Origin of the sequence: Janthinobacterium sp. SUN206, assembly GCF_030587305.1 — a bacterium.
Lineage (GTDB): Bacteria > Pseudomonadota > Gammaproteobacteria > Burkholderiales > Burkholderiaceae_D > Janthinobacterium > Janthinobacterium kumbetense.
Genome location: NZ_JAPWIB010000004.1, coordinates 200,327 through 223,496, shown reverse-complemented (window position 1 = coordinate 223,496; position 23,170 = coordinate 200,327). Strand labels below are relative to the sequence as shown.

Annotated in this window: 23 protein-coding genes; 21 read left to right on the top strand and 2 right to left on the bottom strand. The window is 62.9% G+C overall.

Annotated elements, in window-relative coordinates; all coding sequences use genetic code 11:
• Window positions 1–44 precede the first annotated feature (44 nt).
• Complete coding sequence (locus tag O3300_RS21630; RefSeq protein ID WP_077408596.1) at window positions 45–299, top strand: hypothetical protein; 255 nt, start codon at window positions 45–47, stop codon at window positions 297–299.
• A gap of 106 nt (window positions 300–405) precedes the next feature.
• Here the strand turns inward: O3300_RS21630 and paaX are convergent, their stop codons facing one another.
• On the bottom strand, window positions 406–1,335 hold the full coding sequence (gene paaX / locus O3300_RS21625; protein WP_305054074.1) for a phenylacetic acid degradation operon negative regulatory protein PaaX: 930 nt from the start codon (window positions 1,333–1,335) through the stop codon (window positions 406–408).
• Window positions 1,336–1,602: 267 nt separating this feature from the next.
• Here paaX and paaA point away from each other — a divergent pair, with 267 nt between their 5' ends.
• From paaA to O3300_RS21525, 20 genes are all read left to right on the top strand, one after another.
• Window positions 1,603–2,592: a 1,2-phenylacetyl-CoA epoxidase subunit PaaA gene (gene paaA, locus O3300_RS21620; RefSeq protein ID WP_034780404.1), complete on the top strand. Its 990-nt coding sequence runs from the start codon at window positions 1,603–1,605 to the stop codon at window positions 2,590–2,592.
• Between the two features lie 28 nt (window positions 2,593–2,620).
• Window positions 2,621–2,905: a 1,2-phenylacetyl-CoA epoxidase subunit PaaB gene (gene paaB / locus O3300_RS21615; protein ID WP_034746356.1), complete on the top strand. Its 285-nt coding sequence runs from the start codon at window positions 2,621–2,623 to the stop codon at window positions 2,903–2,905.
• A 14-nt stretch (window positions 2,906–2,919) separates the two neighbouring features.
• Window positions 2,920–3,672, top strand: coding sequence for a 1,2-phenylacetyl-CoA epoxidase subunit PaaC (paaC, locus tag O3300_RS21610; protein WP_305054257.1), 753 nt, complete (start codon window positions 2,920–2,922; stop codon window positions 3,670–3,672).
• The gene (gene paaD / locus O3300_RS21605; protein ID WP_305054073.1) at window positions 3,672–4,199 is read left to right on the top strand and encodes a 1,2-phenylacetyl-CoA epoxidase subunit PaaD; all 528 of its coding nucleotides are present in this window, start codon (window positions 3,672–3,674) and stop codon (window positions 4,197–4,199) included. Before paaC ends, paaD begins: the two co-directional genes overlap by 1 nt.
• Window positions 4,200–4,239: 40 nt before the next feature.
• On the top strand, window positions 4,240–5,319 hold the full coding sequence (gene paaE / locus O3300_RS21600; protein ID WP_305054072.1) for a 1,2-phenylacetyl-CoA epoxidase subunit PaaE: 1,080 nt from the start codon (window positions 4,240–4,242) through the stop codon (window positions 5,317–5,319).
• Window positions 5,320–5,403: 84 nt separating this feature from the next.
• Window positions 5,404–6,195 (top strand): 2-(1,2-epoxy-1,2-dihydrophenyl)acetyl-CoA isomerase PaaG, encoded by a 792-nt coding sequence (gene paaG, locus O3300_RS21595; protein ID WP_251350199.1) that lies wholly within the window; start codon window positions 5,404–5,406, stop codon window positions 6,193–6,195.
• Between the two features lies 1 nt (window position 6,196).
• Window positions 6,197–7,762, top strand: a complete 1,566-nt coding sequence (paaH, locus tag O3300_RS21590) for a 3-hydroxyacyl-CoA dehydrogenase PaaH (RefSeq protein ID WP_251350200.1) — start codon at window positions 6,197–6,199, stop codon at window positions 7,760–7,762.
• Window positions 7,755–8,201: a hydroxyphenylacetyl-CoA thioesterase PaaI gene (paaI, locus tag O3300_RS21585; RefSeq protein WP_251350201.1), complete on the top strand. Its 447-nt coding sequence runs from the start codon at window positions 7,755–7,757 to the stop codon at window positions 8,199–8,201. The genes paaH and paaI overlap by 8 nt, the downstream gene beginning before the upstream one ends.
• 68 nt (window positions 8,202–8,269) lie before the next feature.
• Window positions 8,270–9,598 carry a phenylacetate--CoA ligase PaaK gene (gene paaK, locus O3300_RS21580; protein ID WP_251350202.1) on the top strand — a complete coding sequence of 443 codons (1,329 nt, stop codon included), beginning with the start codon at window positions 8,270–8,272 and terminating at the stop codon, window positions 9,596–9,598.
• 22 nt (window positions 9,599–9,620) lie between these two features.
• Window positions 9,621–10,826 carry a 3-oxoadipyl-CoA thiolase gene (gene pcaF, locus O3300_RS21575; protein ID WP_305054071.1) on the top strand — a complete coding sequence of 402 codons (1,206 nt, stop codon included), beginning with the start codon at window positions 9,621–9,623 and terminating at the stop codon, window positions 10,824–10,826.
• An 82-nt stretch (window positions 10,827–10,908) separates the two neighbouring features.
• Window positions 10,909–12,060: an ABC transporter substrate-binding protein gene (locus tag O3300_RS21570; protein ID WP_305054070.1), complete on the top strand. Its 1,152-nt coding sequence runs from the start codon at window positions 10,909–10,911 to the stop codon at window positions 12,058–12,060.
• A gap of 81 nt (window positions 12,061–12,141) precedes the next feature.
• The gene (locus O3300_RS21565) at window positions 12,142–13,020 is read left to right on the top strand and encodes a branched-chain amino acid ABC transporter permease (RefSeq protein WP_230538975.1); all 879 of its coding nucleotides are present in this window, start codon (window positions 12,142–12,144) and stop codon (window positions 13,018–13,020) included.
• On the top strand, window positions 13,017–14,000 hold the full coding sequence (locus tag O3300_RS21560; RefSeq protein WP_251350205.1) for a branched-chain amino acid ABC transporter permease: 984 nt from the start codon (window positions 13,017–13,019) through the stop codon (window positions 13,998–14,000). Before O3300_RS21565 ends, O3300_RS21560 begins: the two co-directional genes overlap by 4 nt.
• A 1-nt stretch (window position 14,001) precedes the next feature.
• Window positions 14,002–14,757, top strand: a complete 756-nt coding sequence (locus O3300_RS21555) for an ABC transporter ATP-binding protein (RefSeq protein ID WP_305054069.1) — start codon at window positions 14,002–14,004, stop codon at window positions 14,755–14,757.
• Window positions 14,757–15,485 (top strand): ABC transporter ATP-binding protein, encoded by a 729-nt coding sequence (locus O3300_RS21550; RefSeq protein WP_305054256.1) that lies wholly within the window; start codon window positions 14,757–14,759, stop codon window positions 15,483–15,485. The genes O3300_RS21555 and O3300_RS21550 overlap by 1 nt, the downstream gene beginning before the upstream one ends.
• 9 nt (window positions 15,486–15,494) lie before the next feature.
• Complete coding sequence (paaY, locus tag O3300_RS21545; RefSeq protein WP_077408581.1) at window positions 15,495–16,109, top strand: phenylacetic acid degradation protein PaaY; 615 nt, start codon at window positions 15,495–15,497, stop codon at window positions 16,107–16,109.
• Window positions 16,110–16,141: 32 nt separating this feature from the next.
• The gene (gene paaZ / locus O3300_RS21540) at window positions 16,142–18,193 is read left to right on the top strand and encodes a phenylacetic acid degradation bifunctional protein PaaZ (protein WP_305054068.1); all 2,052 of its coding nucleotides are present in this window, start codon (window positions 16,142–16,144) and stop codon (window positions 18,191–18,193) included.
• 394 nt (window positions 18,194–18,587) lie between these two features.
• Window positions 18,588–19,850 carry a hypothetical protein gene (locus O3300_RS21535; protein WP_099666452.1) on the top strand — a complete coding sequence of 421 codons (1,263 nt, stop codon included), beginning with the start codon at window positions 18,588–18,590 and terminating at the stop codon, window positions 19,848–19,850.
• A gap of 10 nt (window positions 19,851–19,860) precedes the next feature.
• Window positions 19,861–20,268, top strand: a complete 408-nt coding sequence (locus tag O3300_RS21530; protein WP_305054067.1) for a hypothetical protein — start codon at window positions 19,861–19,863, stop codon at window positions 20,266–20,268.
• A 61-nt stretch (window positions 20,269–20,329) separates the two neighbouring features.
• Window positions 20,330–21,910 (top strand): methyl-accepting chemotaxis protein, encoded by a 1,581-nt coding sequence (locus O3300_RS21525; protein ID WP_305054066.1) that lies wholly within the window; start codon window positions 20,330–20,332, stop codon window positions 21,908–21,910.
• On the opposite strand, the gene O3300_RS21520 is transcribed toward O3300_RS21525, so the two are convergent.
• Complete coding sequence (locus O3300_RS21520) at window positions 21,907–23,130, bottom strand: Xaa-Pro peptidase family protein (RefSeq protein ID WP_305054065.1); 1,224 nt, start codon at window positions 23,128–23,130, stop codon at window positions 21,907–21,909. The two genes, O3300_RS21525 and O3300_RS21520, sit on opposite strands and share 4 nt — an antisense overlap.
• Between the last annotated feature and the right edge of the window lie 40 nt (window positions 23,131–23,170).

The following is a 23,170-nucleotide window of genomic DNA, read 5'->3' as shown; positions in this document are numbered from 1 at the left end:
GACACGCTTTGCTAACGTGATAGCTCCGACACGGGGAGGCCATCATGGATGACAACGGCAAACACATACGCGAACTGGAAAAGAAAATCAGCGCCCTCAGCGACGCCCTGGCGCACCTGGGCAAGGGCACGACCTTGCAGGAATTGCTGCGCATCATACGTTTCCCCGGCTATACGACGCCGGCCGAATTCACCTTCAACGTCGCCATCCTCGACACCATGCTGGTGCAGGCCAATGCGCTGGAAAAGCTGGGGCAGGATTTATTGGCAGGGGCGAAACAGGTGGTCGCAAAACAGTGAGCGCAGGCACTGACGTATTCCTGAATGCCTGAAAAATGGCCAGGGCCAGGGCCGCAGACAGTGCGAATGGACGCCCAGGCCCTGCAACATCGTCATGGACGTGTTGTCAGGTGTTCAGGCCGCCGAAACGTTCGTAGAACCACGGCTCCACATCGGGCGCCTGCGCATCTTCGCGCCGCAAGGTGGCCAAGATATGTTCCTCGGCCGCCGCGTACGTGATGCGGTACAGGTCGCGGGCCAGCGCATACGCCTGCGTGCCGGGCCACGGTTCGGGCAGCAGCTCGACGGGCAGTTGCGGGTCGTGCAATTGCACGCGGCGGTAGGCGTGCGTCAGCAGCGAGCGGATCACGAACGCTTGCTCCGCATCGAACACGGGTGCTTCTTGCAGCAAGGTCAGCAGCGGTTGGAAGCTGGCGATGAATTTTTCGTAGCCAGCCATCACTTCCGACAAGTCCCAGCAGTCGCCCACCATGTCGCGCAGGGGGCGCGTGCTGACACCTGGCAACTCCGTGGTGTGGCAGACATACAGCTTGCCCTGCACCTCGTTGCGCACGAGGATATCTTCCAGCGCCTCCGTATTGCTGGCAGGATGGCCAAAGATGCCAGGCGAGATCAAGCCATAGCCAGCCCACAATAATTCCTTGCGCAGCGCCCCCCGCTCGGCGGCGCCGATGCTGCCGGCCGGCCCGATCACCAGGGTCCAGCTGCCATCCCAGTGCACGACCAGCGGCGCATAGATGCGGCGATAGGCGCGCTCGAAGCGGGCCAGCGCCTCCGGGCGTATCGTATAGGCGCTGCGGCGGCCGTCGCGCTGCGAGCTGAGCCAGCCTTCCTGCGCCAGGCGGAACACGCTGGTGCGCAATAAACGGTCATTCACGCCAAACGGCGCCAGCAGTTCGATCAGGCTGCCCAGCCAGATGGCGCCGCCGCGCGGCACGATGGCGTCGCCAAAGATGGTCATCACCAGGGACTTCGAGCGCGGTGGGTCGCTTTCCAGGAAATCGGCTATCCATGCCGTGCAGCGGGTGTTCTTCATGTGGTTCCGGTCTGGCCGTGTTGCGGTCGGTTCAATAAAAGCAGCAGTTTACTTGGCTGCGCGGGTAGCGCGGCAATAATTTGCCGGAAGCGCTGGTGGCGCTCCGCAGTGTTTTCTCATAAGCAATATCATACGCACAAAAAAGCTGCACAAGATACGAATTTTTAAAATGATTCATATCAAGTGTATGCAAATCGTTTTTTGTATCGTATTATCTGTTCATCGCACCGCGTTGCTGCGCAAAATCAAAGACATGGGAGACAGATCATGTACGCACAAATGGTTGAAACCGGCCTCAAGAACGTTCGTTCCCTCGACGACATGGGTCAAGAAGAGCGCGCTTTCCAGGCGCGCATCGACGAAGGCATCAAGATCGAGGCCAAGGACTGGATGCCGGATGCTTACCGCAAGACCCTGATCCGCCAGATTTCGCAGCACGCGCACTCGGAAATCGTCGGCCAATTGCCTGAAGGCAACTGGGTCACGCGCGCGCCCACCCTGAAACGCAAGTCCATCCTGCTGGCCAAGATCCAGGACGAAGCCGGTCACGGCCTGTACCTGTATAGCGCCGCGGAAACCTTGGGCGTGTCGCGTGACGACTTGCTGGCCGCCTTGCATTCGGGCAAAGCCAAGTATTCCAGCATCTTTAACTATCCGACCCTGTCGTGGGCCGACATGGGCGCCATCGGCTGGCTGGTCGACGGCTCTGCCATCATCAACCAGATTCCCCTGTGCCGCTGCTCGTACGGCCCGTATGCGCGCGCCATGATCCGCGTCTGCAAGGAAGAATCGTTCCATGCGCGCCAGGGCTACGACATCATGATGTCGCTGTGCAAGGGCACGCCCGCGCAGAAAGCCATGGCGCAGGATGCCTTGAACCGCTGGTGGTGGCCGTCGCTGATGATGTTCGGCCCGTCCGACGCCGCCTCCGTCAACAGCGCTCAGTCGGCGCAATGGCGCATCAAGCTGTTCTCGAACGACGAATTGCGCCAGCGCATGGTCGATCAGACCGTGCCGCAAATCGAATACCTGGGCCTGACCGTGCCCGATCCCGACCTGAAATTCAATGCGGAAACGGGCCACTATGAATTCGGCGAGATCGACTGGTCCGAGTTCAACAATGTCCTGAAGGGCAATGGCCCATGCAACCGCGAACGCCTGCAAACGCGCGTGAAAGCGTATGAAGACGGCGAATGGTTCCGCGATGCCTTGGTCGCGTATGCAGACAAGCAAGCTGCTAACAAAGCGGCAGCGTAAATACATAAGACAGATAGGGGATAGCAACATGAGCAAAGAATGGCCTTTGTGGGAAGTTTTCATCCGCAGCCAGCACGGCCTGGCGCACAAGCATGTGGGCAGCCTGCACGCTTCCGACGCCACTATGGCGGTCAACCATGCGCGCGACGTCTACACGCGCCGCAATGAAGGCGTGAGCATCTGGGTGGTGCGCGCGGCCGATATCGTCGCCAGCAGCCCCGGCGACAAGGGCGCCCTGTTCGAACCGTCGAACAGCAAGGTGTACCGCCATCCCACCTTCTTCCCGATGCCGGAAGAAGTCAAGAATCTGTGATGGGAGCGCCTGCAATGGATGACAAGGTCAATTACCTCCTGCGCCTGGGCGACAACGCCCTGATCCTCAGCCAGCAGCTGTCGCAGCTGTGCGGCAAGGGCCCGGCGTTGGAAGAGGACATGGCGCTGACCAACGTGGCGCTGGACTTGCTGGGCCAGACGCGTTTGTGGTTCAGCTATGCGGCCGAACTGGAAAACGCGGGCCGCGACGAGGACGACATCGCCTTTTTGCGCGACGCCCACGATTTCAAAAATTGCCTGCTGGTCGAGCAGCCGAACGGCAATTACGCCGACACGATGATGCGCCAGTTCTTCTTCGACAGCTGGCACTATTTCCAGCTGCTGGAACTGACGAAATCGACGGATGCGCGCATCGTCGAAGTGGCGCAAAAGTCGATCAAGGAAGTGACGTATCACCTGCGCCGCAGCGGTGACCTGATCGTGCGCCTGGGCGACGGCACGGCGGACAGCCACGCGAAAACGCAGGCCGCCGCCGACAAGCTGTGGATGTACACGGGCGAGATGTTCAAGTACGACGCCGTCGACCAGGCCATGGTCGCCGCCGGCATCGCGCCGCCATCCGACATCCTGCGTCAGGCGTTTCTGGAACACGTGGCCGAGATCTTCGCCGAAGCGACGCTGGCCATGCCGGCGCCCGACGCCTGGATGCAAAAAGGCGGCAAGCAGGGCACGCACACGGAACACCTGGGCTTTATTCTGGCCGAGATGCAGTTCCTGCAGCGCGCCTATCCCGGGGCGGAGTGGTAATGAACACGGCCGCGGCAGCGCTGGACGCCGCCCAGGTCTGGGCCTGGCTGGGCGACGTGCCAGACCCGGAAATCCCCGTCATTTCGGTGGTGGACCTGGGCATCGTGCGCGCCGTCGAAGTCACCGGCGGCGACGCCTGTACCGTGACGATCACGCCCACGTATTCGGGCTGCCCTGCCATGCAGGTGATCGCCGACGCCGTCACGGATGCCTTGCGCAGCCATGGCGTGGACAAGGTGACGCTGGTGAACCAGCTGGCGCCCGCCTGGACGACGGACTGGATGAGCGAGACGGGCAAGGCCAAGCTGAAAGGCTATGGCATCGCTCCGCCGCAGCAGCAGGTGATCGACATCAGCGGTTTGCGTGGTGGCGTCAAGCGCCAGCCCATGCCGAAACTGGACGTGATCTGCCCGAATTGCGGTTCCACGCATACGCAGCTGACCAGCCAGTTCGGCTCCACGCCGTGCAAGGCCCTGTACAAATGCCTGGATTGCCGCGAACCGTTTGACTACTTCAAGTGCCACTAAAAAAATCAGGCACACGTTCCGAAGAAACTGGAGATGAAGCATGAGTAAATTTTATCCGCTGTGCGTGGCCAACGTGCGCAATGAAACGCGCGACACCATCGCCGTCACGTTCGACGTGCCAGCCGAGTTGCAGCAGCAGTTCCGCTTCCAGCAGGGCCAGCACCTGACCCTGCGCGCCCATATCAATGCGGAAGACGTGCGCCGCTCGTATTCCATCTGTTCGGCGGTGCAGGATGGCACCCTGCGCGTGGCCATCAAGCGCACGCCGGGCGGCGCTTTCTCTACCTGGGCGAACGACACCCTGAAAGCCGGCGCCACCATCGAGGTGATGCCACCGATGGGCCACTTTAACGTGCCGCTCGACTGCGTCAATCGCAAGCACTACCTGGCGTTCGCGGCCGGCAGCGGCATCACGCCCATCCTCTCCATCATCAAGACGACCCTGCTGACGGAGCCCCTGAGCCGCTTCACTCTGTTCTACGGTAACCGCGCTTCGTCGTCCGTCATCTTCAAGGAAGAATTGACGGACTTGAAGGATGTGTACCTGGAGCGTTTGAACCTGGTCTACGTGATGAGCCGCGAACAGCAGGACATCGAACTGTTCAACGGCCGCATCACGCAGGAAAAATGCGAGCAATTCCTGCAGCACTGGATCAAGATCGAAGACTACGACAACGCCTTCATCTGCGGCCCGGAAGACATGATGCTGGGCGTCTCCGCAGCCTTGCAGGCAGCCGGCATGCCCAAGCAGAATATCAAGATCGAGCTGTTCGCCGCCAGCATCCCGAAAAACGCCCACAAGCCGCGCGCCCAGCTGGCTGCGGACGCCGTGCAGGAAACGGAAGTGACCGTCATCCTGGATGGCAACCACACCACCTTCACGATGGACAAGGACAAGGAATCCATCCTCGACGCGGGCCTGCGGCAGGGCATCGATATGCGCTACTCGTGCAAGGGGGGCGTGTGCTCGACCTGCCGCTGCAAGATCCTCGACGGCAAGGTTGAAATGGACGTCAACTACGCGCTGGAAGACTATGAAGTGGCGCGCGGCTTCATCCTCAGTTGCCAGAGTTTTCCGGTTACTGACAAAGTCGTGGTGGACTTTGACCAAGCCGAATAACCCAACTGCCACTGCCGGGGTCAGACCCGACGGGTCTGACCCCAGATTGCCGCTGTGGGTTGATAACTAAAATAGCGAGACGCCATGACCTACCAAAACATCCTCTTCACCATCGAGCAGGGCATCGCCACGCTCACCCTGAACCGTCCCGACAAGCTCAATAGTTTTACGCAAGCCATGCACGAGGAAGTGCGCGACGCCATCGCCAAAGTGAACGCCGACAGTACCGTGCGCGTCTTCGTGCTGACGGGAGCGGGCCGCGGCTTTTGCGCAGGCCAGGACTTGTCCGACCGCGCCGTGGAACCGGGTTCGAAGGGCGTGGACCTGGGCGAATCCGTGGAAAAGAACTATGCGCCGCTGGTGCTGGCCTTGAAAGCGCTGCCGATGCCCGTGATCTGCGCCGTCAACGGCGTGGCCGCCGGCGCAGGCGCCAACCTGGCGCTGGCTTGCGACATCGTCATTGCCGGCAAGTCGGCCAGTTTCGTGGAAGTATTCTGCAAGCTGGGCCTGATCCCGGACACGGGCGGCACCTTCTTCCTGCCGCGCCTGATCGGTTCCGCGCGCGCCATGGGCTTGGCCATGCTCGGCGAAAAACTGACGGCGGAAAAAGCGGAGGACTGGGGTTTGATCTGGAAATGCGTCGAGGATGCCCAGCTGGCCGACGAAACGCGCAAGCTGGCCGTGCATTTTTCTACCGCACCGACCAAGGGCCTGGCCTATACCAAGCAGGCGCTGGCCGCCAGCGGCGCGAATACCCTGCCGCAGCAGCTTGCGCTGGAAGCGCGCATGATGAGCGATCTCGGTAACAGCGACGATTACCGCGAAGGCGTGGCCGCCTTCGTGGAAAAGCGCGCACCGCAATTCAAGGGACATTGATATGGCAGCTTTGGACAATAACAGTATCGTCGCCGTCATCGGCAGCGGCGCCATGGGCGCCGGCATCGCGCAGGTGGCCGCAGCCGCCGGTTACCGCGTCAAACTGTACGATACGCGCACGGAAGCCGTCAGCAAGGCGTTGGCCGACATTGGCAAGATGTATGCGAAGCTGGCTGAAAAGGGCCGCATGACGCCCGACGAAGCCGCGGCCGCCACGGCGCGCCTGCAGGCGGCCGGCAGCCTGGCCGATGTGGCAGATGCTGCCCTGGTGGTGGAAGCCATCGTGGAAAACCTCGACGTCAAGCGCGGCCTGTTCTCCGAACTCGAAGCGCTGGTCAGCGACGACTGCATCCTGGCGACGAACACCTCGTCGATTTCCGTCACGGCGATTGCCGCCAAGCTGCGCCGCCCGGAACGCCTAGTCGGCATGCACTTCTTTAATCCCGTGCCACTGATGGCGCTGGTCGAAGTGATCAGCGGGCTGGCCACCAGCGAGCAAGTCGCCGCCACCGTCTACAATACGTCCATCGCCTGGGGCAAGAACCCCGTGCATGCGAAATCGACGCCCGGCTTCATCGTCAACCGTGTCGCCCGTCCGTTTTATGCGGAAGGCTGGCGCTTGCTGAATGAACAGGCGGGCGACGCCGCCACCATCGACGCCGTGCTGCGCGAAGCGGGCGGTTTCCGCATGGGGCCATTCGAATTGATGGACCTGATCGGCCATGACGTCAATTTCTCCGTCACGCAATCCGTGTTCGGCGCCTATTTCAACGATCCGCGCTTCACGCCGTCCGTGCTGCAGCAGGAAATGGTCAACGCCGGTTTCCTCGGCCGCAAATCGGGCCGGGGTTTTTACCTGTATGGCGAAGGCGCCGTTGCCCCCGTGGCGCAGGCGGAAGGCGCGCAAGCGAAGCCGGAATTCGTTGCCCTGTCGGCCGCCATCGGCGGCGATGGCCGTGGCCACAGCGGCATCATCCGCAGTCTGGTGCAGCGCCTGGAGCAGGCCTGCATCACCGTCAGCCGCCGCGTGACGCAGGAAGGCCAGTCGCATGACGAGGCGCCCGCCCTGCATTGCCATGGCGCCGCGATTTATCTGACCGATGGCCGCAGCGCCACCCAGCGCGCGCACGACAACCAGCATCCGGACACGGTGCTGTTTGACCTGGCGCTCGATTACGCCAATGCCAGGCGCATCGCCGTGGCCCGCGCCGACCAGTGCAGCGATGCGGCCTACGCGGCCGTCGTTGGCCTCTTCCAGGCGGCCGGTTTCATCGTCACGCGCCTGGACGACGTGCCTGGCCTGGCCGTCATGCGCACGGTGGCCATGCTGGCCAACGAAGCGGCCGACGCCGTCAACCAGGGCGTGTGCACGGTGGCTGCCGTCGATATCGCCATGCAGAAGGGCGTCAACTATCCGTGCGGACCGCTGGCCTGGGCCGATGCCGTCGGCGTCCAGCACATCGTGACCGTGCTGCACCACCTGGCGCAAGGCTATGGCGAAGACCGCTACAGGGTCTCGCCGCTGCTGCGCCGCAAACTCGCCAATGGAGCACAGTTTCATGCATAAGGAAGAGCAAATCCACGCTGCCCAGGCTTTGGCCGAAGCGGCCGCCGCCTCCATGCTGTCGCGCGATAACGCCACCGTTGCCATGGGCATCGCCCTGGCCGACGTGGGCCCCGGCCATGCCCGCATGACGATGACGGTGCGCGCAGACATGCTCAATGGCCACCAGACCTGCCATGGCGGTTTTATCTTTGCCCTGGCCGACAGCGCTTTCGCGTTTGCCTGCAACAGCTACAACCTGAACACCGTGGGCGCCGGCTGCACCATCGATTATCTGGCGCCGGGCCGTGAAGGCGATGTGCTGACGGCGCACGCCGTCGAACAGGCGCTGGCCGGCAAGAGCGGCGTCTACGACGTCAAGGTCAGCAACCAGGACGGGCGCGCCATCGCGCTCTTCCGCGGCAAGTCGATTCGCGTGGCGGGTGAAGTCATCAGCAATTGAAGTTACAAGAGCAGGCTTGAACTGCCGGAACGAATTACATAGTTATAGAACCGAATCAGGAGACAGAGATGGTCCAGAGAACCCCAGCACCGAATGACCTCGAGCCGATCGAGCGCGCCAGCAAGGATGAACTGCAGGCGCTGCAGCTCGAACGTATGAAATGGACGCTCAAGCACGCGTATGACAACGTGCCCCATTACCGCGCCGCTTTTGACGAAGCGGGCGTGCATCCGGACGACCTCAAATCCTTGTCCGACCTGGCCAAATTCCCGTTCACCGACAAAAAAGTCTTGCGCGACAATTACCCGTTCGGCCTGTTCGCCGTGCCGCGCGAGCAGGTGGTGCGCATCCACGCATCCAGCGGTACCACGGGCAAGGCCACGGTGGTCGGCTATACGCAGAACGACATCGACACCTGGGCCAATGTGGTGGCGCGCTCGATCCGCGCCGGCGGCGGCCGCGCTGGCGACATGGTGCATATCTCCTACGGCTATGGCCTGTTCACGGGCGGCCTGGGCGCGCACTACGGCGCCGAGCGCCTCGGTTGCACGGTCATTCCCATGTCCGGCGGGCAGACGGAAAAGCAGGTGCAACTGATCCAGGATTTCAAGCCATCGATCATCATGGTCACGCCATCGTACATGCTCAACATCATCGAGGAATTCACGCGCCAGGGCCTTGACCCGGCCGAGTCGTCGCTGAAGGTGGGCATCTTCGGCGCCGAGCCGTGGACGGACGCCATGCGCTCGGAAATCGAGGCGCGTGCCGGCATCGACGCCGTCGACATCTACGGCCTGTCCGAAGTGATGGGCCCTGGCGTGGCATCCGAATGCATCGAAAGCAAGGACGGTCCCGTCATCTGGGAAGATCATTTTTACCCGGAAATCATCGATCCGGAAACGGGCGAAGTGCTGCCGGACGGCGAAGAGGGCGAGCTGGTGTTTACTTCGCTGTCGAAGGAAGCGCTCCCCATCATCCGCTACCGCACGCGCGACCTGACCCGCTTGCTGCCGCCGACCTCGCGCTCGATGCGCCGCATCGGCAAGATCACGGGCCGCTCGGACGACATGCTGATCATCCGCGGCGTGAACGTCTTCCCCACGCAGATCGAAGAACTGATCCTCAAAATGCCGAAGCTGGCGCCACAGTATCAATTGGTGGTCACGCGCGACGGCCACCTCGACAAGCTGGAAGTGGTCGCCGAGCTGCGTATCGACCTCACTGCCACCATCTCGGCCAGTGAAACGGACGCGCTGGCGCGCGAGCTGGAACACCGCATCAAGACACACGTGGGCGTGAGCACGCGCGTGCGCCTCGTGGCCGCCGCCAGCATCGAACGCACCCTGACGGGCAAGGCCCGCCGCGTGGTTGACCAGCGCCCGAAGATTTTCTCCTGATAGCCCGAACAAGGAACCAGACATGAACGACGCTTTTATCTGTGACGCCGTACGCACTCCTTTTGGCCGCTATGGTGGCGCGCTGTCCAGCGTGCGCGCGGACGACCTGGGTGCGCTGCCGATTGCCGCGCTGATCGCCCGCAACCCATCCGTCGACTGGGCCGCCATCGACGACGTGTTCTACGGCTGCGCCAATCAGGCGGGCGAAGACAACCGCAACGTGGGCCGCATGGCTGCGCTGCTGGCCGGTTTGCCGGCGGCAGTACCCGCCAATACCATCAACCGCCTGTGCGGTTCCAGCCTGGACGCCGTCGGCATGGCTGCCCGCTCCATCAAGGCGGGTGAGGCGGAACTGATCATCGCCGGTGGCGTGGAAAGCATGACGCGCGCGCCTTTCGTGATGGGCAAGGCCGACAGCGCTTTTTCGCGCGCGGCGAAAATCGAAGACACGACCCTGGGCTGGCGTTTTGTGAACGGCAAGATGAAGGCGCAGTACGGCATCGACACCATGCCGGAAACGGCGGAAAACGTGGCCGTGGAATTTGGCATCAGCCGCGCCGACCAGGATGCACTGGCCCTGCGCAGCCAGCAGCGCTGGGCCGCCGCCCACGCGGCAGGCGTGTTCGAGCGTGAAATCGTGCCCGTCGCCGTGCCGCAAAAGAAGGGTGATCCAAAGATGGTCACCAGCGACGAACATCCGCGTCCCGACACCTCGCTGGAAATGCTGGCAAAGCTCAAGGGCGTGGTGAAAGCGGATGGCACTGTCACGGCCGGCAATGCCTCGGGCTTGAACGACGGCGCTTGCGCCATCCTGCTGGCGTCCGCCGCCGCCGTCGAAAAATACAAACTGACGCCGCGCGCAAAGGTGCTGGGCATGGCCACGGCCGGCCTGGCGCCGCGCATCATGGGCTTCGGTCCCTCGCCCGCGTCGCGCAAGGTTCTGGCGCAAACGGGATTGAGCATCGAGCAGATGGACGTGATCGAACTCAATGAAGCGTTTGCCGCGCAGGCGCTGGCGGTGACGCGCGACCTGGGCCTGGCGGACGACGCAGCCCACGTGAACCCGAATGGCGGCGCGATCGCCATCGGCCACCCGCTGGGCGCATCGGGCGCGCGCCTGGTGATGGCCGCGCTGAACCAGCTGGAACGCACGGGCGGGCGCTATGCGCTGTGCACCATGTGCATCGGCGTGGGGCAGGGTATTGCTGTAGTAATTGAGCGCGTATAAAAAGTAAAAACAAAAAAGGCGCAGGCTTGCAAAAAAGCGCCAACCATACATTGACCGTAGTGCCAACCTGGTGGAGACCACAATGATTGCCAATATCTTCAAGAAAACCCTGATCGCCGGCGTGCTGGCCATGTCCGCCGCGGGCGCGTATGCGGCCGATAACATCAAGATCGGCTCCGTGCTGTCCGTCACGGGTCCAGCCGCCTTCCTGGGCGACCCGGAACTGAAAACCCTGCAGCTGTACATCGAGAAGATCAACGCGGCCGGCGGCGTGCTGGGACGCAAGCTGGAACTGGTGCACTACGATGACGGCAGCGACGCGGCCAAGGCCAACGGTTTTACCAAGCGCCTGATCGAGTCGGACAAGGTCGACGTGTTGATCGGCGGCACCACCACGGGCGCGACGATGGCGATGGCGCCGCTGGTGGATCGCGCCAGCATGCCGTTCATTTCGCTGGCCGGTGCCGTTGTCATCATCGATCCGGTCAAGAAATGGGTGTTCAAGACGCCGCACACGGACCGCATGGCGGCCGAGAAGGTGTTCGAGGACATGAAGAAGCGCGGCATCAGCAAAGTGGGCCTGCTGTCGGAAACGAGCGGCTTTGGCGCCTCGGGCCGCAAGGAATCGCAGATCGTCGCCTCCAAATACGGCATCACCCTGGTGGCCGATGAAACCTACGGCCCGAAAGACACGGATATCACGGCGCAGCTGACCCGCATCAAGAACACCGCCGGCGTGCAAGCCGTATTCGTGTTCGGCCTGGGCCAGGGTCCTGCCGTGGTTACCAAAAATTATGGCCAACTGGGCATGGCTGCACTGCCGCTGTACCAGTCGCACGGCGTGGCGTCGGACGAATACCTGAAACTGTCGGGCAAGGCCGCCGAAGGCGTGCGCCTGCCAACGCCGGCCCTGCTGATCGGCGCCATGCTGCCGGACAGCGACGCGCAAAAAGCCGTCGTCGTCGGCTACGACAAGACGTATAAAGACCGCTACAAGATCGACCCGTCGACCTTTGGCGGCTATGCGCTCGACGCCCTGAACCTGTCGGTCGACGCCATCAAGCGCGCCGGCGGCACGGACCGCGAAAAAGTGCGCACGGCGCTGGAATCGACCAAGGGTTTTGTCGGCACCACCGGTGTCTTCAACATGTCGGCCAAAGACCACATGGGCCTGGACCTGTCGGCCTTCCGCATGGTCGAAGTGAAGAACGGCGAATGGCAATTGTCTAAATAAGTTCGAGAAGGTAAGCCGGAAGTACCCGCGCGGGCCGCCCTTGAAGGCGGTTCGCGCGCAGCCGAACATAATGGAGACACCATGGAAGTCGCTCAATTTCTACAATTTCTGTATTCCGGGATGACGGTCGGTTCCGCCTATGCGCTGGCGGCGCTGGGCTTCACCATCATCTACAACACCAGCGGCGTGATCAATTTCGCCCAGGGCGAATTCATCATGCTGGGCGGGATGCTGGCTGCCGTGATGTCGGCCGCCGGCGTGCCGCTGCCGCTGGCCATCATCCTGGCCGTCGTCGCCACCGGTATCGTTGGCCTGTTGATGGAAAAAACCGTGATCGAACCGGCGCAAAATGCACAGGTCATCACGCTCCTGATCATCACCATCGGCGCCTCCCTCGTGCTGCGCGGCCTGGTGCAAATCTGGCTGGGCAAGGATACGCACTCGCTGCCGGCGTTTTCCGGCGATGCGCCGATCGAATTCCTGGGCGCCAGCCTGCTGCCGCAAAGCCTGTGGGTGCTGGGCGTCACGGTGGTCATCGTGCTGGTGCTGGGCTGGTTTTTTGGCCGCACCCTGATGGGCAAGGCCATGCTGGCCACCTCGCACAACAAGCTGGCGGCACAACTGGTGGGCATCAACACGCGCAAGGTGCTGCTGTTCTCGTTCGGCCTGTCGGCCCTGCTGGGAGCTGCCGGCGGCATCCTCGTTGCACCGATCACCTACACCTCATATGACGCTGGCATCATGCTGGGCCTGAAAGGCTTTGTCGCCGCTGTCCTCGGTGGCCTGGGCGGCGGCGCGGGCGCGATCGCCGGTGGCCTGATCCTCGGCATCGCCGAAGCCATGACGGCCGGCTACATCTCGTCGGCCTACAAGGATGCGGTGCCCTTCGTGCTGATTTTATTGATCCTGTTCTTCCTGCCGCAAGGCTTGTTTGGCGCTAAAAATTCGGAGCGTGTATGACCAACTTTTTCACACGCTCGCGCCACGGCGGCTTGTTGTTGCTGGCCCTGGTGCTGGCCATCCTGCCTCTGTTCCTGACTAACGCGTTCTACTATGACGTGGCGATCCGCATCGCCCTGAACGCCATCGTCGTCATCGGCCTGAATCTGCTGATGGGCTACACTGGCCAGATCAGCCTCGGTCATGCCGGTTTCTATGGCCTGGGCGCGTATGCGTCGGCCGTGCTGACCACCCACTACGGCTGGCCGCCGCTGGCCGCGCTGGCGGCGGGCGCCGTCGCCACCGGCCTGCTGGCGCTGTTGCTGGCGCGCCCCGTGTTGAAACTCAAGGGTCATACCCTGGCCATGGCGACGCTGGGCCTGGGCATCATCATTTCCATCGTCATCAACAACGAGACGCAGTGGACGGGGGGGCCGGACGGCATCGGCGTGTCCGCCTTCACGGTGGCCGGCTTGGAAATCGCCGGCGAGAAATCGTGGTACCTGGTGTGTGCCGTACTCCTGTTGCTGGTCACATGGCTGGCCCTGAACCTGATCGATTCGCCCGTCGGCCGCGCGCTGCAGGCCATTCACGGCTCGGAAGTGGCGGCCCGTGTGGTCGGCGTCGACACGACGCGCTTCAAGGTGCGCGTGTTCGTGCTGTCGGCGGTGATTGCCAGCATCGCGGGCAGCATCAGCGCCCACTACATCGGTTTCATCACGCCCAACCTGGCCGGTTTTTTCCACTCGATCGAACTGGTGACGATGGTAGTGGTGGGCGGCATGGCGTCGATCTTCGGTTCCATCATCGGCGCAGCGTTGCTGACCATCTTGCCGCAATTGCTGTCCAGTTTTGAAGGCTGGGAAACGGTGGTGTTTGGCGTGATCCTGATGGCGACCATGATCTTCATGCCAAAAGGCCTGGTACCCAGCCTGGCCAGCCGTTCGCGCAAGCGGGCAGCCGTGCCGAAGGCGCCCGTCAAATCCGCGCAGGAGGTGTGAGATGCTGACGATTAACAATCTGAGCAAGAGCTTTGGCGGCGTGCACGCGGTGCAGGACGTGAGCTTCACTGTCAAGGAAGGTAATATCCACTCCGTGATCGGGCCGAATGGCGCCGGCAAGACGACCCTGTTCAACCTGATCACGGGGGTCTACACGCCCACCAAAGGCGAGATCCTGCTCAATGGCGAAAACGTGGCCGCCATGCCGCCCGATGCGCTGGCGCGGCGCGGCATGAGCCGCACCTTCCAGAATCTGCAAGTGTGCATGAACATGACGGCCATCGACAATGTGATGGTGGGTGCGCATTTGCGCCTGAACCAGAACCTGTTCGCCTCCATGCTGCGCCTGCCGTCCGTGCGCCGCGCGGATGCGGCTTGCCGCGACGAGGCGGCCGGCCTGATGGAGTTTGTCGGCGTGGGCCGGCATATCGACGACGAGGCGGGGCAGATGTCGTATGGCGCCTTGAAACGCCTGGAAATCGCCCGCGCGCTGGCCGCCAAGCCGAAGGTGCTGCTGCTCGATGAACCGGCCGCGGGCCTGAACCACACGGAAACGGGCGAAATCGAAGCCTTGATACGCAAGGTGGCGCAGTCCGGCGTAACGGTGGTGCTGGTCGAGCATGACATGAAACTGGTGATGAACCTGTCGGACCATATCCTGGTGCTCGACTATGGCAAGAAGCTGGCCGAAGGGACTGCCGCCGAAGTGCGCGCCAATCCCGACGTGGTGGCGGCATATCTGGGAGTGGCGGCATGATGCAAAATGAAATTCAGGCTCCGCTGGTACTCGATATCAAAGGGCTGACTAGCCATTACGGCCGCATCCAGGCCCTGCACGGCATCGACCTGCAGGTACGCCAGGGCCAGCTGGTGGCGCTGGTGGGCGCCAATGGCGCCGGCAAGACGACCCTGCTGCGTGCCATCTCCGGCGTGCAGCCGATCAGCGCCGGCAGCATCGTCTTCGCCGGCCAGGACGTCAGCCGCATGAGCGCCGACAAGCGCGTGCGCAGCGGTATCTGCCAGGTGCCGGAAGGACGGCAAGTGTTCGGCCCAATGACGGTGGAAGACAATCTGCGCCTGGGCGCCTTCACGCGCCCCCCGCAGGACGTGGCGGGCGACATGGAGCGCATGTACGGCCTGTTCCCGATTCTGAAGGAAAAGCGCTTGCTGCTGGCCGGGACGCTCTCCGGCGGACAGCAGCAGATGCTGGCCATGGCGCGCGCGCTGATGGGCCGCCCGCAACTGCTGTTGCTCGACGAACCGAGCATGGGCCTGGCGCCTTTGCTGATCGCGGAAATCTTCCGCATCGTGGCCGAACTGCGCGACCAGGGCATTACCATCTTCCTCGTCGAGCAGAATGCGCATGCCGCCCTGTCGATCGCTGACGTGGGCTATGTGATCGAGACGGGCGCCATCACCTTGTCCGGCCCCGGTCCCGAATTGCTGCATAACGAGCAGGTACAAAGCGCCTATCTGGGCATGTAAGGAGTCTGTATGGTCAAAGTGTATGAAATCAACGGCGTCACCCCCGTCGTCCATCCCAGCGCCTATGTGCACCCGAGCGCGGTGCTGATCGGCGACGTGATCGTCGGTCCGCGCTGCTACATCGGTCCGCTGGCCTCGATCCGCGGCGACTTCGGCCGCTTGATCCTGGAAGAGGGCGCGAATCTGCAGGATACCTGCGTCATGCACGGCTTTCCCGGCTGCGACACGGTGGTCGAAGTCGATGGCCATATCGGCCATGGCGCCGTGCTGCACGGCTGCCGCATCGGCCGCAATGCGCTCGTCGGCATGAACGCCGTGGTGATGGATAACGCCATCATCGGTGAGGAATCCATCGTCGCGGCCATGAGTTTTGTGAAGGCTGGCATGATCGTCGCGCCGCGCAGCATGGTGGTGGGCACGCCCGCCAAGATCATCCGCGCGCTGACCGACGATGAAATCAAATGGAAAAGCTCGGGCACGGGCCAGTACCACGAGCTGGCCGTGCGCTCGATGCAGACAATGCGTGAAGTGGAAGCCCTGACGGAAGTCGAGGCGAACCGCCAACGCCTGAATTTCGAATCGGCCTTGCCGCTGCATTTGCACAAGAACGCCGCAGCGCAGTAAGCACGCAGTAAACCAACATAGGAGTAAACCACATGGCTCACATATCCACCCTGCAAAGCCTGATCGCCGGCCGCTGGCTGGGCGAAAGCGCCGCCGTGCCCCTGCACAGCGCCTTGAACAACCGCGTCATCTATCACACGCATGCGGAAAAGATCGATTTCGACGAAGCCGTCACGTATGCGCGCAAGTCGGGTGTGCCCGGTCTGATGGCGCTGGACTTCCAGCAGCGCGCCGCCCGCCTGAAGGCACTGGCGCTGTACCTGGTCGAGCGCAAGGAAGAACTGTACGCGATCTCGCACCTGTCGGGCGCCACGCGCGCCGACAGCTGGGTCGATATCGAAGGCGGAACGGGCACCCTGTTCGCCTACGCCAGCATGGGCAGCAACGAGCTGCCGTCGTCGAACGTGCTGCACGAAGGCCCGGCTATCGCGCTGGGCAAGAAGGGTGGTTTCGCCGGTACGCACATCCTGGTGCCGCGCGGCGGCCTGGCCGTGCACATCAACGCCTTCAACTTCCCTATCTGGGGCTTGCTGGAAAAATTCGCCCCGAGCTTCCTGGCGGCCATGCCCTGCATCGCCAAGCCGGCCACGGCGACGAGCTACCTGACGCAGGCCGTCGTGCGCATGATGCACGAATCGGGCTTGCTGCCGGCTGGCAGCCTGCAATTGGTGATCGGTTCCACGGGCGACTTGCTGGACCGCTTGAATGGCCAGGATTTCGTCACCTTCACGGGATCGGCCGCCACGGCCGCCAAGCTGCGCACGAATCCGAACCTGATCGCCCAGTCCGTGCCGTTCAACGGCGAGGCCGATTCGCTCAACTGCGCCATCCTGGCGCCGGACGTCACGCCGGACGACGTGGAATTCGACCTGTTCGTCAAGGAAGTCGTGCGCGAGATGACGGGCAAGTCGGGCCAGAAGTGCACGGCCATCCGCCGTATCATCGTGCCCGAGCACCTGATGGACGCCGTCGGCACGCGCTTGCGCGAGCGCCTGGCCAAGGTGGTGGTGGGCGACCCGTCCATCGACGGTGTGCGCATGGGCGCGCTGGCATCGAAAGAGCAGCAGAATGATGTGGCCGAGCGTGTCGCCACCCTGTCGCAGGGCAACGAGGTGGTGTTCGGCGCGGCCGACGGTTTCAATCCCGTGGGCGATGGTGCCCAAGATGGCAGCTTCTTCTCGCCGACCCTGCTGCTGTGCCGCGACGCCTTCGGTAACGACGCTGTGCATGACGTGGAAGCGTTCGGCCCCGTCAGCACCATGATGGGCTACAAGGACATCGACGAGGCGCTGGCCCTGGCCGCACGCGGCAAGGGTAGCCTGGTGAGCACTCTGGTGACGCGCGATCCGAAGATCGCCGCGCGCGTGGTGCCGCAAGTGGCGGCCACGCATGGCCGCGTGCACGTGCTCGAGCGTGTGGCGTCCGTCGATTCGACGGGCCATGGCTCGCCCCTGCCGCAGCTGAAGCACGGCGGCCCTGGCCGCGCGGGCGGCGGCGAGGAGCTGGGCGGCGTGCGCGCCGTGCGCCACTACCTGCAACGGGCGGCCGTGCAAGGCTCGCCGACCATGCTGGCGGCCATCACCGGTGAATACGTGCGTGGCGCGGACGTCAACGAAAGCCCGATCCACCCGTTCCGCAAGCACTTCGAGGACTTGAAGACGGGCGACTCGCTGCTCACGCATCGCCGCACCGTCAGTGAAGCGGACATCGTCGCCTTCGGCGGCATCTCGGGCGACTTCTTCTACATGCACTTCGACGAAATCGCCGCCAAGGAGTCGCAGTTCGGCAAGCGCATCGCCCATGGCTACTTCGTGCTGTCGGCCGCTGCGGGCCTGTTCGTCTCGCCCGGCGTCGGCCCCGTGCTGGCCAATTATGGCCTGGACAACCTGCGTTTCGTCGCGCCGGTGGCGATTGGCGACACCATCCGCGCCCGCCTGACGTGTAAGCGCAAGGTCGACCGCAACCGCAAGGACGTGTTTGGCGTGGGACAGGGTGTGGTGGCGTGGGACGTGCAGGTGACGAACCAGAACGAAGAACTGGTGGCCAGCTACGATATTCTGACCCTGGTATCGAAGCGCGAGTAAGCGTTTCTGCAGTACGGCATTGACCGGCGCCACCCGCGATTTTCGTGTGGGTGGCGTTTTTTTTAGTCGGATTATTTTCCTCTTGAATTATCCATAAGTGTATGAAAAATATAGCCTAAGTGTGGTTTTGCACAGCGTGCTATTTAGATAAAAACCTCTAGAACGCATGCTTTTTCCTTGAAAACGGGCGAATTCGCTCATTGCTTCAAGAAAACTTTCCAACGTAAAACCTTTTCTCTGTAGCATGGTTTTACTCACTGGTCACGCCGCCAAACACGCTCAACGATGCGATGGCGGCGCGAAAAAAACGGACCCGGCCTTTTACGGCCGGTGAGCCATCGACCGCGAGTCCCATTCCACGATTAACGTTCACCGCTACGGGTATTTAATTACTATGAATAAACACGTCCTGATTTTCCTGCTGGCCATGCCCTTGGCCATCAGCCATGCCTATGCCGAAGAGGTCACCGGTCCCGCAGTCAAGATCAGCGGTTACGGCACTGCTGCCCTGACCATGGCCGATACCGACAACGCGCAGTTTGCGCGCCCGAATCAGGCTGCCGGCGCTGGCCGCACGGCCCGCACGGGTGTCGATTCCAACCTGGGACTGCAAGCCAATGTCACCGTCAATCCCTGGTTGTCGGCCACCGTGCAGGGCCTGGCGCGCAAGGATGGCGAGGACGATTTCGGCGCCGAACTGGCCTGGGCCTTTGCCAAGGCGAAGGTGTCGGACAGCTTCAGCGTGCGCGTCGGTCGCATGGGTCTGCCGGTCTTCATGATTTCCGATTATCGCAACGTGGGCTATGCCAACACCATGCTGCGCCCGCCCGGCGAAATGTATTCGCAGGTTCCCCTGAACAGCATCGATGGCGTCGACGGTACCTATCAGTTCAGCGCGGGCGATACCAGCATCACCACGCAGCTGGCGCTGGGCCGCACCAAGGCCACCCTGGCCACGGGTCCCGATTCGACCGTGCAGGTGGAAGGCAAGTCCATCGTCGCCCTCAACGTGGTGGCCGAGCATGGCCCCGTCACCGTGCGCTTCGGCCGTGCCGAAACCAAGTTGACGATCAACGATTCGCCCAGCCTGAACACCTTGATGGGCAGCTTGCGCGCGGCCGGCAGCGGCTACCGGATCGCCCAGCTGGGTGCCCTGGCCGATGCGCTGGAAGTCAAGGACAAGAAGGCGTCATTCACGTCCGTGGGCCTGGGCCTGGACTGGAACAATGTCCTGGTGCAGTCCGAATATGCGAAGCGCAAGACGGACAGCTATGTCAGCGACAGCACTTCGTGGTACGTGATGGGCGGCTATCGCATCGGCGCCTTCCTGCCGTACTACAGCCACGCCAGCCTGAAGGCCGATGGCCGCGTGAACAACACCGTGCCCGCATCCTGCCCTGCCGGGTATCCGGCAGCCTGCACGCTGACGTTGCGCGCCCTGTCGGCCGGCGTCGACACCCTCGCGTATATGCGTAATCAGCTGGAGCAGTCGACGGACAGCATCGGCGTGCGCTGGGACTTCCACCGTTCGGCCGCGCTGAAGGTACAGATCGACCGCATCAAGCCGAAGAATGGCCCCGGCCTGTTCGTGCAAGCCAAGCCCGGTTTCCACGGTCCCGTCACGGTGGCTGCCGCCGCCATCGATTTCGTTTTCTAAGGAGCGCCGCATGAAACCATTGATCTTGTATGTGGCTGCCTTGCTGGCGCTGTCGAACGCTGTTCCCGCCAGGGCCGAAGTGGTCGTGGTGGTCAATCCGAAGAGCGCCGCCGGTACCATGACGAATGAACAGGTGGCGCAGTTTTTCCTCGGTAAATCGACGGCCATGACGCCGATCGACCAGCCGGAAAGCGCCCCCGTACGCGCCGAGTTCTACAAAAAGGTGACGGACAAGGAGCCGTCGCAGGCGAAGGCCCTGTGGTCCAAGCTGGTCTTCACGGGCAAGGCGACCTTGCCGAAGGAAGCGGCCAATAGCGCGGACGTGAAGAAGGCTGTTGCAGCCGATCCGAAAGCCATCGGCTATATCGAAAAGAGTGCCGTCGACGGCACCGTCAAAGTGGTGCTGACGGCGCCATAAAGCCGGCTCGGGCCGCACGTCATGCGGCGGCCCGATCATTCATCAAAATCAGGAGACAGCAATGAGCATCAAACGCAAGATATGGGCGCTGCCTGTCGTCTCGGCCGTGATTTTCGGACTGGGACTGGCCGTCAGCGCCTATCTGTCCACGGCCACGCTCAATTCCATCCACGCCACCGAAAGTGCCGACTATCCCGTGCTCGACATGGCCAAGTCGCTGACCCTGGACGTGGCCGCCGTCGGCGACGTCCTGCGCGACGCCGTCAGCGAAGGCGACAAGGAGCGTATCGGCCAAGTCGGCGGCCAGGCCGTCAAGCTGCGCGCCAAGCTGGGCGATTTTGCGGCGATCCCCGGCCAGCGCGAGCAGGGTCAGCGTCTGGCCAAGGAATTCGATGCCTACTATGCGCCGGCGCTGAGCGCGGCGCGCATCATGCTGGAAATGGAGGAGGGCGACCCGCAAGCGACTGTGGCGCGCATGCAGGGCGCGCTGGCGGTGCTCAACACGGATATGGCGAAGACCAACGAACAGGCGCAAATACAGTTCAAGCAGGGCATCGAACGCAGCGCGGCCAATGTGCGCAATGCGCTCAACACCAGCATCGCCGTGGCGCTGGCCGTCATCGTCTGCCTGGTGGCCGTGTCGCATTTCGTCGTGCGCGCCATCTGGCAGCAGCTGGGCGGTGAACCCGAATACGCGCGCCAGATCGCGCGCGCCGTGGCCGATGGCGACCTCTCGATGAACATCGTGACCGAGGCGGGCGACCAGGGCAGCTTGCTGGCGGCGCTGAAGGACATGCGCGCCAAGCTCGGTGGCATGGTCTCGGACATCAAGGCGTCGGCTGAAACCATTCAGGTGGCCAGTGCCGAGATTGCCCAGGGCAATGCGGACCTGGCCGCGCGCACGGAATCGCAGGCGGGCAGCCTGGATCAGACAGCGCGCAGCATGGACAGCCTGACCGCCACCGTGCGCGACAACGCCGCCAACGCGGGCCAGGCGCATGAACTGGTGGTGTCGGCATCGTCGGTTGCCGTGAAGGGTGGGCAAGTGGTCAGCCAGGTGGTCACCACCATGGGCGAGATCAACGATTCATCCAGACGCATTGTCGACATCATCGGCGTCATTGACGGCATCGCCTTCCAGACGAATATCCTGGCCCTGAATGCGGCCGTGGAAGCGGCGCGCGCGGGCGAACAGGGGCGTGGCTTTGCCGTGGTGGCGTCCGAAGTGCGTAACCTGGCGCAGCGCAGCGCGGCAGCGGCGCGCGAAATCAAGCAATTGATAGGCGATTCGGTGGCCAAGGTGAATGTCGGCTCGAAGCTGGTCGACGAGGCGGGGCTGACCATGGGCCAGATCGTCGATTCCGTGAAAAAAGTGGCCGACATCATGGCCGAGATCAGCGCCGCCAGCCAGGCGCAAAGCGCTGGCATCGGCGATATCGGCGTGGCCATCGGCAGCATGGATCAAATGACGCAGCAAAATTCCGCGCTGGTGGAAGAGGCATCGGCGGCGGCCGAATCGCTGCAGGAACAGGCCGTGCAACTGGGCACGGCGCTGGCTGTGTTCAAGCTGGCGCAGGGAAGCGCGCCGGCGATGACCACCTTGCCAGCGGCACGGTGGCTGGCGTTGACGAAGGCGGCTTAAACCTTCAGCCCGAACGGATCGTCGATGCTGTGTGCTGGTTCGGTGAACCAGCGCGGGCCGTTTTCCGTCATGTAAAAATGGTCTTCGTGGCGGATGCCGAATTCGCCGGGGATGCAGATCATCGGCTCGTTCGAGAAGCACATGCCCACGTCCAGCGGCGTTGTGTCATTGCCCACCAGGTAAGGCCACTCGTGGATATCGAGGCCGATGCCGTGGCCCGTACGGTGCGGCAGACCGGGCAGCTTGTAGTCGGGGCCGAAGCCGTCCGCTTCCAGCGAGACGCGCGCGGCGCGGTCCACGTCGCCGCAGGGTACGCCCAGCTGTGCGGCGGCGAATGCGGCTGCCTGCGCGGCCTTTTCGCTGTTCCACACGCTGCGCTGGCGTTCGCTGACGGTGCCAAACACATAGGTGCGCGTGATGTCGGAGATGTAGTTCATCACCTGGCAGCCCGTGTCGATCAGCACCGTGTCGCCCGCTTTCAGGGTCTGCACGTAGTTCACGCCATGCGGATAGGCCGTCGCTTCGCCGAACAGCACGATGCAGAAATACGAGCGGGGCGCGCCCACCTTGCGGTGCGCGCGCTGGATGAATTCTTCCACTTCCACCGTCGTGATGCCTTCATACAGCATGCTGGCTGTGGCTACGTGCACGGCCAGGGTCATGTCCATCACGCGCTGCATCAAGGCGATTTCGGCCGGCGACTTGCGGCTGCGGCAGTATGCCGTCACGGCGCGCGCATTTTCCAGCGCGTAGCCGGGGGCCAGCGGTTTGATGCCGTCGTAGATGAAGAAGGCAGCGCTTTCGCAGATGCCCACGCGCGGCGGCGCGGCCGCATCCTGGGCTATGCCCATGCGCGCCAGCGCGTCGACGAACAGCTGGTACGGGCTTTCATGCTCTTCCCAGCAATTGACCTTGCCCTCGATGACCATGAAGCCCGTCAGGGTGCTTTCTTCGAAGGCGGGGGCGATGTATTCGATGTCGCCGCTGGCCGGCAGGATGGCGCCCACCATGCGTTCGCTGGCATACCATTTGGTGCCCGTGAAATAGGTGAGGTTGGCGCCCGCGTTCAGGTAGATCGCGGCGATGCCCTGCTTGCGCATGAACGCCTGCGCCTTGGCGATGCGTTGTGCGTGTTCGTCCTTGCCGATGGCGACCATGCCGGATGTCATGTCCGACAGCGATGCCAATGCCTGTTCGATGGAAGTGCCACCTATGCTCATGCCTGCTCCTTTGCTCGATGCTGAATATGGAATGCGGGCA

Coding starts and splice junctions, on each gene's coding strand:
- O3300_RS21630 (WP_077408596.1), top strand. CDS start 45: ATGGATGACAACGGCAAACACATACGCGAACTGGAAAAGAAAATCAGC.
- paaX (WP_305054074.1), bottom strand. CDS start 1,335: ATGAAGAACACCCGCTGCACGGCATGGATAGCCGATTTCCTGGAAAGC.
- paaA (WP_034780404.1), top strand. CDS start 1,603: ATGTACGCACAAATGGTTGAAACCGGCCTCAAGAACGTTCGTTCCCTC.
- paaB (WP_034746356.1), top strand. CDS start 2,621: ATGAGCAAAGAATGGCCTTTGTGGGAAGTTTTCATCCGCAGCCAGCAC.
- paaC (WP_305054257.1), top strand. CDS start 2,920: ATGGATGACAAGGTCAATTACCTCCTGCGCCTGGGCGACAACGCCCTG.
- paaD (WP_305054073.1), top strand. CDS start 3,672: ATGAACACGGCCGCGGCAGCGCTGGACGCCGCCCAGGTCTGGGCCTGG.
- paaE (WP_305054072.1), top strand. CDS start 4,240: ATGAGTAAATTTTATCCGCTGTGCGTGGCCAACGTGCGCAATGAAACG.
- paaG (WP_251350199.1), top strand. CDS start 5,404: ATGACCTACCAAAACATCCTCTTCACCATCGAGCAGGGCATCGCCACG.
- paaH (WP_251350200.1), top strand. CDS start 6,197: ATGGCAGCTTTGGACAATAACAGTATCGTCGCCGTCATCGGCAGCGGC.
- paaI (WP_251350201.1), top strand. CDS start 7,755: ATGCATAAGGAAGAGCAAATCCACGCTGCCCAGGCTTTGGCCGAAGCG.
- paaK (WP_251350202.1), top strand. CDS start 8,270: ATGGTCCAGAGAACCCCAGCACCGAATGACCTCGAGCCGATCGAGCGC.
- pcaF (WP_305054071.1), top strand. CDS start 9,621: ATGAACGACGCTTTTATCTGTGACGCCGTACGCACTCCTTTTGGCCGC.
- O3300_RS21570 (WP_305054070.1), top strand. CDS start 10,909: ATGATTGCCAATATCTTCAAGAAAACCCTGATCGCCGGCGTGCTGGCC.
- O3300_RS21565 (WP_230538975.1), top strand. CDS start 12,142: ATGGAAGTCGCTCAATTTCTACAATTTCTGTATTCCGGGATGACGGTC.
- O3300_RS21560 (WP_251350205.1), top strand. CDS start 13,017: ATGACCAACTTTTTCACACGCTCGCGCCACGGCGGCTTGTTGTTGCTG.
- O3300_RS21555 (WP_305054069.1), top strand. CDS start 14,002: ATGCTGACGATTAACAATCTGAGCAAGAGCTTTGGCGGCGTGCACGCG.
- O3300_RS21550 (WP_305054256.1), top strand. CDS start 14,757: ATGCAAAATGAAATTCAGGCTCCGCTGGTACTCGATATCAAAGGGCTG.
- paaY (WP_077408581.1), top strand. CDS start 15,495: ATGGTCAAAGTGTATGAAATCAACGGCGTCACCCCCGTCGTCCATCCC.
- paaZ (WP_305054068.1), top strand. CDS start 16,142: ATGGCTCACATATCCACCCTGCAAAGCCTGATCGCCGGCCGCTGGCTG.
- O3300_RS21535 (WP_099666452.1), top strand. CDS start 18,588: ATGAATAAACACGTCCTGATTTTCCTGCTGGCCATGCCCTTGGCCATC.
- O3300_RS21530 (WP_305054067.1), top strand. CDS start 19,861: ATGAAACCATTGATCTTGTATGTGGCTGCCTTGCTGGCGCTGTCGAAC.
- O3300_RS21525 (WP_305054066.1), top strand. CDS start 20,330: ATGAGCATCAAACGCAAGATATGGGCGCTGCCTGTCGTCTCGGCCGTG.
- O3300_RS21520 (WP_305054065.1), bottom strand. CDS start 23,130: ATGAGCATAGGTGGCACTTCCATCGAACAGGCATTGGCATCGCTGTCG.